The organism is Mesorhizobium sp. WSM4847 (genome assembly GCF_055811335.1).
Map to the genome: position 1 here is coordinate 37,555 of NZ_JBVVPY010000022.1, position 11,406 is coordinate 48,960.

7 protein-coding genes are annotated in these 11,406 nt (G+C 59.7%); 4 read left to right on the plus strand and 3 right to left on the minus strand.

Going from position 1 to position 11,406, the window contains the following annotated elements; genetic code table 11:
- Positions 1 to 2 precede the first annotated feature (2 nt).
- The gene (locus tag AC0L28_RS26620; protein ID WP_473481214.1) at positions 3 to 539 is read right to left on the minus strand and encodes a FecR domain-containing protein; all 537 of its coding nucleotides are present in this window, start codon (positions 537 to 539) and stop codon (positions 3 to 5) included.
- Positions 540 to 1,162: 623 nt separating this feature from the next.
- On the opposite strand from AC0L28_RS26620, the gene AC0L28_RS26625 reads away from it, so the two are divergent.
- Positions 1,163 to 2,887: an adenylate/guanylate cyclase domain-containing protein gene (locus tag AC0L28_RS26625; RefSeq protein WP_128170137.1), complete on the plus strand. Its 1,725-nt coding sequence runs from the start codon at positions 1,163 to 1,165 to the stop codon at positions 2,885 to 2,887.
- Positions 2,888 to 3,289: 402 nt separating this feature from the next.
- Entirely contained in the window at positions 3,290 to 4,084 is a 795-nt protein-coding gene (locus AC0L28_RS26630; RefSeq protein ID WP_473481216.1) for a class I SAM-dependent methyltransferase, read from the plus strand.
- A 145-nt stretch (positions 4,085 to 4,229) separates the two neighbouring features.
- On the opposite strand, the gene AC0L28_RS26635 is transcribed toward AC0L28_RS26630, so the two are convergent.
- Positions 4,230 to 6,965: an adenylate/guanylate cyclase domain-containing protein gene (locus AC0L28_RS26635; protein ID WP_473481218.1), complete on the minus strand. Its 2,736-nt coding sequence runs from the start codon at positions 6,963 to 6,965 to the stop codon at positions 4,230 to 4,232.
- Entirely contained in the window at positions 6,947 to 8,926 is a 1,980-nt protein-coding gene (locus tag AC0L28_RS26640; RefSeq protein ID WP_473481220.1) for a peptide ABC transporter substrate-binding protein, read from the minus strand. Before AC0L28_RS26640 ends, AC0L28_RS26635 begins: the two co-directional genes overlap by 19 nt.
- Before the next feature lie 482 nt (positions 8,927 to 9,408).
- Here AC0L28_RS26640 and AC0L28_RS26645 point away from each other — a divergent pair, with 482 nt between their 5' ends.
- The gene (locus AC0L28_RS26645) at positions 9,409 to 9,897 is read left to right on the plus strand and encodes a cupin domain-containing protein (RefSeq protein ID WP_473481222.1); all 489 of its coding nucleotides are present in this window, start codon (positions 9,409 to 9,411) and stop codon (positions 9,895 to 9,897) included.
- Positions 9,898 to 10,563: 666 nt separating this feature from the next.
- Positions 10,564 to 11,001 (plus strand): YybH family protein, encoded by a 438-nt coding sequence (locus AC0L28_RS26650; RefSeq protein WP_027152611.1) that lies wholly within the window; start codon positions 10,564 to 10,566, stop codon positions 10,999 to 11,001.
- Positions 11,002 to 11,406: the final 405 nt, after the last annotated feature.

Sequence of the window (11,406 nt, forward strand, 5' to 3'; positions counted from 1 at the left end):
GCTTACTGACCGAAACGGGCCATCAAAGCCGAAACACGTGCGGCGGGCCAGCGCTTGACCGTCAGTGTGCCTGTTCCGGCTTCCACATCGACGCCTTCGCCCGGCCCGAGGACTACGCCAGCATTGGACGCCGGCCTTTGCACGGCGACGCGACCTTTGACGACGAAAACAGAGGTCTTGCCTCGGGCAACGTCGACTGCCCATTTTGTACCTCGCACCGCGGCAATCGCCTGCGGGGTGACGACAGCGAAGCCACCCCGGACCCTGCCGGCTGGAGCATCGAGCAACAGCGCCTTGCGCCGTAATCTGACCGCATCGGCACTACCATTTCGATCACGGTCCACCAGTGCAAAACGAGCGCCATCTTCCGCAATGATGGTAAGGCCTTCCCGGCATCTCAGAATTTGTCGGGACGTACCTGCTACCAGTCTGAACGTACAGCCGGCGGTATTCGACTGCGCTGAAACGGTATCCACCCAGAAGACACAGGCAAGCATGCATGCCATCAGGCTCCGGAGATATCGGCCACTTGCGCTCATGAACGTCTCCTTGCTTTTGCGAAAATCTGCGGCAAGAAAATCTATGCATTGTCTTCTGCGGTCAGCTTGGCAGTATACTCATGCGTACGAACCGGCACTTGCAGCCGCGTTGCCTTAGAGGTAGCACGGTGCCGACCAGCGATCTTAGCACGATAGCTTGCTCCAACACCAAATAAGGCGACATCAAGCCGTTTGAGGCGGCCGCGATGCGAATGTCGCGAACGTCACGCGGCGACGCTGCTGTTCGGCTCATCTGCCAGAACGAGCAGGTCGCGCCAGAAGCGGTCACTCCGTAGCAAGCCCTTGAATGACCGCAATGGGGCCGAGAGCAGACCGGCAGCTTTGGGCTGCGAATATTCAAGATCGGACATTCAGGTTGGTGGGGGCATCGTCGTGACGTGACCCCAAGCCGACCTTCATCAACCCGTTTTTCTGCCCGATAGCCGACATTCGCGGCCACCAGCACTGATGACCCGAAGCAGTCATTGACTGTTGAAGGCTCAATGTCCCGAAAGGGGTAGGAGACCATCATTCCACCCAGGTAGCCGTTCTCGTTGCTGGCCACGATGGACTCCTCCGTGCGGCGCAAATATCATCGATCCAACCAGTGAGGCGATCACTTAATGGCTGATGAACGCGTCAGACGCCGTCTTGCCGCCATCGCTGTGGCCGACGTGGTCGGCTACAGCCGAATGATGGAGGCGGATGAGGCGGGCACGCTGGCGGCACTGAAGGAGCGGCGCAAGGCGATCCTGGAGCCGATCGTTCGCGATCGCGGCGGGCGGATCGTCAAGCTTATGGGCGACGGCGTGCTGATGGAGTTCACCAGCGCGGTGAACGCGGTCGAGGCTGCAGTCGAACTACAGGCCAAAATGGCGGAGGCCAACCAATCCGTCACCGAGCACCGCCGCATATTGCTGCGTATCGGCATCAATCTGGGCGACGTGATCGGTGAGGGCTCGGACATCTATGGCGACGGTGTGAACGTTGCGGCTCGCCTCGAAGCCTTGGCAGAGCCAGGCGGGGTCTGCGTCTCGGCCAAGGTTCATGAGGAATTGCGAGGCAAAGGCAACGCTGCCTTCGAGGACATGGGCGAGGTGGCGCTCAAGAATATCGTCAGACCGGTGCGGGTTTACCGTGTGGAAACGAGTACTGGTCAAGTGGGCGGGCGGGCCGCAACGACGTCTGCTGCCAGGCCCTCCATTGCCGTTTTGCCATTCGACAATCTGAGCGGCGATCCCAGTCAACAATACCTTTCGGACGGCATCACGGAGGACATCACCACCGAGTTGTCGCGGTTCAGAAATCTTACCGTCGCGGCGCGTCACGCTTCGTTCCATCTTGCCAGGATGGGCATCAACCCAATGCAGGCCGCCCGCGATCTGGGCGCGAACTACGTCATCGAAGGTAGTGTGAGGAAGGCGGGCGAGCGGATTCGCATTACTGCACAGTTGATCGACGCAAGGACAGGCAACCACGTCTGGGCGGAGCGGTATGATCGCGAATGCCACGACATTTTTGCTGTGCAGGACGAAGTCGTGGCAGCAATCGTGACGACGCTCGAGGGGCGAATGGTGGCCGCTGCTGCTCTTCAGGTGCGCAAGCGGCCAACGTCGAGCTGGACGGCCTATGACTTTTTCCTGCAGGGCCGGGAGCTGGCCGACGCCAACATGGAGAAGGAGGCCGTTCCGCTTTTTTCCCGCGCGACGGCGATCGATCCCGATTTTGCGCACGCCCACGCCTGGCTGGCGATCGCTCTCCTCGGCCGCTACTGGTTCGACACCGATCCACGAACGCTGCACGAAGCGTCACTTGCCGCACAAAGAGCCATGGAGTTGGACAGCAACGATCCGACGGTCCACCACGCCAACGGCATGGTCATGGTGTGGCTCCGCGAATACAAACGGGCCGGCGTCCATTTCGACCGCGCCGTCGCTCTCAATCCGGCCGATGCGCAAATTCGCGCGGACCGAGCGAATTGGTTGCGATACGCCGGCCGGCCGGAGGAGGCTCTGGCTTCAATCGACGACGCGCTGAAGAGAACCCCGTTTCCACCACACTGGTTCTGGGTAATTCGCGCCAAAATCTTGTTGGAACTGAGGAGATATGGCGAAGTCGTAGCGGCCTTGGACAACATGCCAAAAAAGGATCACCCCGCTTGGCTCACACTGGCGGCCGCCCATGACCATCTCGGCCATGCCGCTCTCGCTGCGCATGCGCTGGCGAAGGCTCGCGAACTTAGACCCAGCATCTCATCGCGGGAACTGATCGCTGTGAATCCTTATGCTCACCGAGATGCGCTCAAACCTCTGCTCGATGGCCTGCGCAACGCCGGATTGCCGGAGTAAGTAGCCGCCAATCGGACATTGAAAATTTACACCACGCGACGAGTTCACCGGAACGCATGCGGATGGCTTCGCGGTCGCAAACGATAGTTCGTCCTTTGAGGTTGCGGAACACCGCGCCTCTTGCCCCGGCCGTAGGCTACGCGCGGAGTGGGTGACGAATGCGGCGTTTCGCGTTCGTATCGTGAATGCCCAAAGATGGCGTGATCAAGGCGATGCACGCTTCAGTCGCTCAGTATGTCCAGAGCGGCATTAAAGGACCGGATCGGGTGGGAAGTTCACGTTACTTGCCGCCGATCCGAACGGTTAAGGAGTGTCCCAAGGACGGACATTCAAATCCAAAGAGTAGCCTTCGGCATTGTCCTAGCCTAGTTGTTGTAGCGTCGATCAAATGGACTCGCCCGAGTGGCAGAGGAACTGACATACAGGGATGAAGCTGCGGCCGGTTACGACGGTGCCTTCGCGCGCGTCACGACACACTTCGCACCCTACCTACTTCGCGCGGCTCACATCGCGCCGGGTATGCGCGTCCTCGACATCGCCGCGGGCACAGGTTTCGCAGCCGAAGCGGCCCTAAATATCGTTGGCCCAACCGGCCACGTCATTGCCGCCGACTTGTCGCCCGCAATGGTCGAGAAGTCGCGCGGACGCCTTGGCCACGCAAAAAACGCTTCGGTGGCGGTCGAGGATGGCCAGGCACTTTCATTTCCCGACGAAAGCTTCGATGCGGTCGTGTGCAGCCTCGGACTGATGTTCTTCCCCGACCCGCTGCGCGGACTTGCCGAGTTTCGTCGCGTACTTCGTCCCGGTGGGCGCGTCGCGGTTTCAGTCAACACAGTGCCAGGACGGTCCTATAACACTCGCATTAACCTCGCCATTGCACGGCACGTGCCATCGTTAGCGGCCGCCGCCGCCCGCGTATTTTCGCTTGGCGACGAAATGAAATTGAGGTCGCTGCTCGAGGTCGCGGATTTCCGGGACGTGGAGATCACCACCGAGATGCATCGCTTCGTGCTGCCTTCCTTTGATGCATACTTCGAACCCTTCGAGAAAGGTGCGGGCTCGGCTGGGCAAGCATTTGTCTCGCTTTCCGCGGAGGCGCGCAAAGCCGTGCGCGAGGAAGTACGGAGCGACCTCGGGGATACTGGCGGCATCATCGAGGTAGACGTCGAATACAGGTTGGCTGGCGGGCGACGATAACGGCCGCGTGCATGACCGCTTTGAGTCAACTTGTGCCGTTTGCGTGCTCGAATCCCAACGACTGGAGCGGGTCGACTCGATCCGTTGCGCGAACGGCAGCTTTTTTTCGCGAGCGACCAAGGCACTCAGCGTTCGTCTCGAGCGTTCAGTTCCGTAGTTGCGTAATAAATTCTTCAAGCACCTTGATGGCTTCGGCTCGGCTAGCGCCTTTCAGGAAGGGCACGTCGATCTCGACCCGCAATCCTTCCTGGATGTGGCGGAGCACCGGCGCGGGAGTCGGTTGATCGCCCCGAATTCCAAGCACCCGATATGACCGAACCGGTTCCGAAAAGCCTTTGATGGTCAGCGGCGTCAGCTCCTCTGACTCGATGTCGTCCTTGACAAGCGCCCAGGTCTCACGCGCCAGCAGGATGCCGCCAAGGTCGGCATGTGCCTGAAGACGCGAGGCGAGATTCACCTCTCCGCCAATGATGGTGTAGTCCATCCGGTCCTCACTGCCGAAATTGCCGACTGTGCAGTAGCCGGTGTTGATTCCGATACGCAGATGGAAGGGCAGTTTATAGCCTGCGTCCACCCACTCTCTCTGCAGCTCCTTCATGCGTCTCTGCATCGCGATCGCCATGCTGACGCAGGCGAGCGCATCCTCTCTGGTGCCTTTGGTCTCGGGGTCGCCGAAGAAGGCGAGGATGGCGTCCCCAACATACTTGTCGATGGTTGCGCCGTGCTCCAAGGCGATCTTCGCCATCTCGGTCAGGTACTGATTGAGCAGTTCTGTCAATTCCTCGGACTCGAGTTTGTCCGTCGTCGCGGTAAAGTCGGCAATGTCGGAAAAGAACACGGTGAGTTTCTTTCTCGATGAAGAAATCTCGACGTTCCGTTTGCCCGAGAAGATCGATGAATAAACCTGCGGCGAGAGATACTTGGACAGCTTGCTGGAAAGCGATTCGAGCATGCGGTTCTGTTCGCCGACGCGATTGCTCGCTTCCTCCGCCTCGCGCCTGGCAGCCGCCGTTGCAGTGTGAAGTTGAGCGTTTTCCAGCGCGATCGAGGCGAGCTGTCCAAAGCGCTTCAACAACTCGACCTCTTCCTCGCCGAAGTCGAGCGCCGAGGCGTCGTCGTAAGCAATGCCGAGCACGCCAACGACCGTGTCGCCGGACTTGAGCGGCACCCCCATGATCGCCCGAATAGTGATGTCCATTTGGGCTGCGGCAGCGGCCCGTCCCGGCCAGTTCTGATAGTCGGTGATCACGAGAGGCTCGCCAGTATTCCACACCGTGCCGGCTACCCCTTCGTTTATCACCAGCCTCTGGCCGATATGCGTGGCGTAGACCCCGACTCCGACCTTGCGCTCGAGAGATTCACCGGCCCCGTCAACCAGGTAGACGTAGCCGTGCTCGGTACCCAGCAACTGCGCTGCTCGACTCGTGAGATCCGACAGAAGCTCGGCAAGATCGAGCCTCGCGATCAACCCGAGCGACGTGTCATGCAAGGCGCCCAGATATTCGCTCTGGCGGCGAAACCGTCTGGCGAGGTTCTCCTGCTCTCTGCGGCGGTTCTCGAGGTCTCCAATGTTCGAAGCCAGTTGCACGGTCATGCTGTTGAAGCTGGCAGCGAGCTTGCCGATTTCATCGCCTGACTCGACCTTCGCGCGGGCCGCGAGGTCGCCTCTGCGCACGCGATCGGCGACACCGGTCAGTCGCTGGATCGGTCCGGCGATACTGTCCCGGAATATCAGGCCAAGCAGTAAGCCCGACAAAACGGCTGCTGCCCCGACGGTCAGGATTATTTGTTGCGCACGTTCGAGCTGGTCCCGGCCGCCCGCGAGGTCGACTTGAAGCCGCTGCTGCTCTTGAGTGGCGACAGCGTCGAGGAGCGCGAGCATGCGCTCTGCGATCGGCACTGCCTTCGTGCGGAACAGATAAAGGTCCTCGCGTGCGTGTTCGCCCTCCACCGCCTCGAACATCCGCGCGGGCAGCTCGAGGAATGCAGTCCGGCTCTTGGCCATTCTATCGATCAATACAGTCTGGTTAGCCGCAAGCGTGGTGCCCTCTTTCGCGATGTTGGACCAGGCCCCTTCATTGATATTAAGGTTGGCCTGATACTCATATTTGAAGCTCTCCCGTCCAGTGGTGACATAGCCGCGCAGCCCAGCGACCATCGCGTAGAAGGAGCTCTGGAACGAGGCCAGGTCGGCCAGGAGCGCCGTATTGGCAGCCGTCGGATCACGGTTCTGCTGGGCCAGCATCATGGCTTTGGCCGACGCCACCACCGTCGCTATGAGCGGGTTGGCGTCGCTCACAAGGATCTTGAGCGCGGGTTCCCTGCGCAGCTGGTCGTTACGCAGTTCGAATAGCTGCTCGGACAGTGGTTTCCATTCAGCCAACAGTTGACCGATTTCTTGCATGCCGAGCTCGGCATTGCTGCGCCCGGCTGGCGACTCCCCCTTTGCGCGCAGGAGACCCTCGAGCTCGCGCATGTCGCCAAGGAAGGCCTCGTTGGCCAGCCGATAGTCATCCCGATAGGATTCGTCGCCAAGTGCCAGATAACCTCGGACCTCGCCCAGCATGCGGAGCAGATTCGCTTGAGCCCGAGCCGATGCAACCGCGCTTGGCGCGCTGAGATCGGTGGTTCTGTTGATGTTGCGAACGGCCGCTATGCTTCCCAGGTAGTTCAACCCGACGACAAGCAGCATTAAAGCGACCAGGATGCCAAAGCCGACCGTAAGCTTGCCGCCAATGTTGAGCTTGCGCAGCGCCGCCGCGACCCAAGCGGTCAGTTTCCCCAAGGGAGCGGTGTACAACTGCCGAATTTGCCCCGACTTCCCGTCCGCTTGGATGCCTTCTGCGTCCCGGCCGCCTCCGATCACTTCTTGCGATGCCACTTCGCTATGTCCCAGGTTTCAGCGTCCCAAGGGGTAGGATCGTAGCCGGCTATGTCATTGCGCAGGCCCGAAGTATAAGCCCATTCGATGAGCGGAATGACCGCGGCATCGGCGATCAGGAGATCGTTCATCGCCATGAACAGCGCGCCCCGTTTCTCCGGATCGACTTCGGTCGCCGACGCCTGGAACAGCGCATCATACTCGGGATTGCAATAGCGGGCCCAATTCGTTCCCGACCAGTTGTTTTTCTTCTGTGCTGCTTCGGCGCAGGTCCAGCCGATCATGTAGCTGCCGGGATCGGGGCCCTTGTTGCCGTAAGCGAACTCCTCGAGGTCCGCATAGAAGTGCCGTCTGGTGTTCGTATTGTCGGGCGACGACCCCAGGAAGATGCTGGAATCGATCAGCTTGTTTTCCACCCGGACTCCGATCGAGCCGAAGTCCGCCTTTATGAAGTCCTGGGTCGCCTCCCGCACCGGGTTGATGCTGGTCTGAAACACCAGCGCCAGCGGGACGCCGTCCTTGTCGCGGACGCCGTCGCCATCGGTGTCGCGCCATCCGGCTTCGTCCAGCAGAGCGCGCGCCTTATCGAGATTGAACTCCCATTTCCTGTTCGGCGAGGCGAAGGCGGCCGGTGCGACTAGGAGATTGGCGGTGGCGCGGCCACTCCTGCCGTGCAGTTCGGCAGCTTTCCGCCGGTCAACGGCGGCGGCCAGCGCCTGCCGGACGCGCCTGTCGGTCAGGATTGGATGGGGGAACTCCACGCTCGCGCGTTCGCCGTCGGCGGTTTCCCGTCTGGGATCGGTGAAATTGAGCATGATGCGTTCGACATAGGATCCCCAATACAACTCGACCCTACCAACGCCCTTGGTTTCAAGGCTTCGAAGGTCAGCCTCGCCGACCTGAAGGTTCCACGCGTAGTCGACGATGCCTTCGCTCACGGCGTTTGCAGCGGTTCTGGCGTCGCCACCGCCCTGAAGCGTGACCTGCTTGAACGCCAGGCTGTCACGATCACGATACTCGGGATTTGGCTCGAAGATGATCTTGACCGTGTTGACGACGTCTTCGCCGATGAGAAGGACGTCCTCCGTCCGGAACTCCTTGAGTCGGTAAGGACCGGTGCCCACCGGGGCGAGGTTTGCCGGAGCGCTGGCGGCATCTTTGTTATTGTACTGGCCGAATACGTGTTCCGGAATAATCATTCCCTGCACGCCGACGAAGGGCAGCGACCAGGCGGGATTGACGTCCTTGAAGGTGACCTTGACCGTTAAGTTGTCGAGCGCCTCCACCTTCGCGACTGATTTGTACGAGCCCGCGCTCGACGAGCCCACGTCCTCGTTCACTATGTATTGGTAGGTGAAAAGGACATCCTTCGCGGTGAACGGCACGCCGTCGGACCACTTGATGCCCGGCCTAAGCTTCCATGTGACCGATCTGCCATCGGGCGCGACCTGGCCATTCTCAAGCGATGGAATCTCGGCTGCGAGAAAGTGCACCAGCCGGCCCTCTGCGTCGAAGCTGGCCAGTGGCTCGTAGACGATACGGCTTGCCGTTTGATCCTTGATGCCCGGCGCTTGGTGTGGGTTCAGTGTGCTTGGCGCTTGCCACAGCAACAATCTCAACGGATCGCCATCCAGCTCGGTCGGCTGTGCGGGTTGGGGCAAACCGACAACGAGCGCCGCGACCATGAGCAGCAATAACCTGCAAATAGCATTGATGCGGGCCAACGATACACCCTCTCGGCTCCGAGACGCTCGCATCCCTTCCTCCCTGCCCCTGTGATCCTGCGGCCGCAGCTCCCTTTCAGACAGTTGGCTGTGCGAGGAGATGTATATCTCCAGTCTATGAAATTGATCGCAATTGCAGCCGCTGGCAAGACCAATCGGTCCGAGACAATGAACCTGCACCTGGGGCCCGAATGATGCATCCGCTGAAATCGCTGGAGAGGTCACCGCGATATGCAAGCGACTGTGCGCTCGGAATCTGCAACCGCTGTTTAGATGCAAGCGGTAGGCCAAGAATGACAGCCCATCGCTCATGCGAGTCCTTGCCCTAACGGTGGAAATGGTGTTTTCGGGTCGCTGGAGGATTGCTGCGAACGAAGGGCACAAAATCGTTGGGATTGAGCCATTCGGCGGGCGTCGGCCGGACGTCAGCTCCTGGCGCTGCCTGTGCGTTCCGGCAGTCGGCTCAGACAGCAAGATTCCACCCGACCCGGTCCTTTAATGCCGCCCTGGACATGCTGAGCGGCTGAAGCGCGCATCGCCTTGATCGCGCCATATCCTGACCTACACAGCGGGAACAGGTAAGGTCGCCTCACGCCCCGATTCCCGACGGTGGGGTTGGCTGGGATGGCGACCACCGATCAGTTGATTTGACAATTGGTCGGGTCGGGCTCTGGATGATTTGTTCGTGCGCACCACGCACATGCTAAATGGAGGAAGCGATGAAATCTATGAATCGCAGATCCACACTTGCCTTCGGTATTACAGTTGCAGCAGTTTTGACCGTATGTGGAGGTTCGGCATTCGCGGACGATATGAATGTGACCCTGCTTACGCCTGACAAGCTGGTATGGAAGGATAATCCTAGCCTGCCAAAAGGGGCTAGAGTCGCTGTCTTGACGGGCGATCCGACAAAGACTGGCGAAGTGGTTGTCACACGCTCCAAGTTTCCGCCCAACTATCAGATTCCGCCCCACACTCACCCGTATGCCGAGACCATCACCCTGGTCAGCGGCAGCATTGGCTTTGGAGTCGGCGAAAAGGGCGGAAAGACTGGCGACCTGCTAAAACCCGGAGCCTTCCACGCGCTGCCAGCAAATCAAGCGCATTACGTCTGGACGGGAGGCGAAGAGACTATCATCGAGGTTCATTTCGTCGGACCGTTTCGTATTACTTACATCAACCCGGCTGACGATCCGCGCAAGAAGTGAAATGCGGCTCAGCCGGCTACTTTGCACCTCGCACACCCTTGTTGCCCGGAATAGAAGCGCGAGCTTTACCTCACGCGGATAAATGCAAACCGCATCAACGGAAGCGGAGCTCGGCAGCTCAGGCTCCCTCTCTCTCCTTCTGCCAAAAAATCGTGGCCCATTGGCGATATTAAGAAAGCTGGTCCCGGAGACGTTGGAATTTGCCACTGGGGCATGACCGCCTCGGATCATTCCGAACGGGAAGGTCGCGCCAGGAGCGGTCTTTCGATGCTCTGCCGCTGTGATTTCGGCTGTCGTGATTGGGTCACGGATTGTCGTAGCGCTGCCCAGAAGGAAGGGCATGGAAGGGTCGGATCAGGTCGTAGCGCGAACGGCAGGTTTGGAGCAGCGCCATGAAGGTCAGCAAATGGCGCGACCGAGCCAGCCCAAGGATTCGATCTGCCGTACAGCCGCGGAGCGTTCTACATCGCGGTCGGGTGGAAACCGGCCATTTGCCGAGCCGTCTCAAAGCGCTGTCGCGAAACTTGTCTTGGCCCTGCTATACTGACCAAGCCAACCCGCGCTGCGCCGCAGTTAGTGAAATGCCTCACCGCTGCGGACACACAGAATGTTGAACCTGCAGGAGTCGCCAGTCCGGATCAGAAATAAAACGACAGGGAGGATGACGTGTCTCTCGACGCCAATGATTTCGATCAAGCAGTTGAAAAATATCACCTAGCCCTGGATGAGTTCATGAAAGGAAACCCCGCGCCTGCGAAGAAGCTCTTTTCCCAACGAGACGATGTAACACTGGGCAATCCCTTTGGCCCTTTCGCGCATGGATGGAAGCAGGTCGCTGAGACGATGGAGCAAGCGGCATCGAATTACAGGGACGGCGACGCTACCGGCTTCGAGAGCATAGCGAAGTGTGTGACGTCTGAGCTGGCATACCTCGTCGAAGTAGAGCAGCTCAGGTCCAAGGTTGGCGGTCGGAGCGATGTCACACCTCTAGCGTTACGCGTGACGAGCGTCTTTCGCCCAGAAGATGGTCTCTGGAAGATTGTGCATCGTCATGCCGATCCGATAATGACGGCTCAGCCGGCCGATTCGGTACTCCGCCAATAGGCGCGGTTGTGGTTTTGGGGAGCGGTCGATCTCGCAAACCCCTTGCTGCGGCAGCGCGGCTATTCTTCAGTCCGTTCTCTGCGAAGGGTCGGCCCATGTCATCAGGCTCGCAGCATCGGACGGCCGCTTTGGGTCCCCATCAAGTCATAGCGCGAACGTCAGGTTTGTAGATGCGCCATGAACGTCGCGAAATGGCGCAACCACGACCCTAAGCGAGGTTCTTGGGATGTCGGCTTTCAGGAAGGGGCAATGCTGATCTCAACGTCCGATTTTGGGCGCAAAGCTGCCGTCCACGTCGCGGCAGATGTCAGTCGTCTTTGGGTCACGAATGCTGGTTCCGGCCAATGTCGGCTTCCAAGACGAGAATTCGACTCCGGAAGGTCTCGAAAGGGTCAACTTATTCCG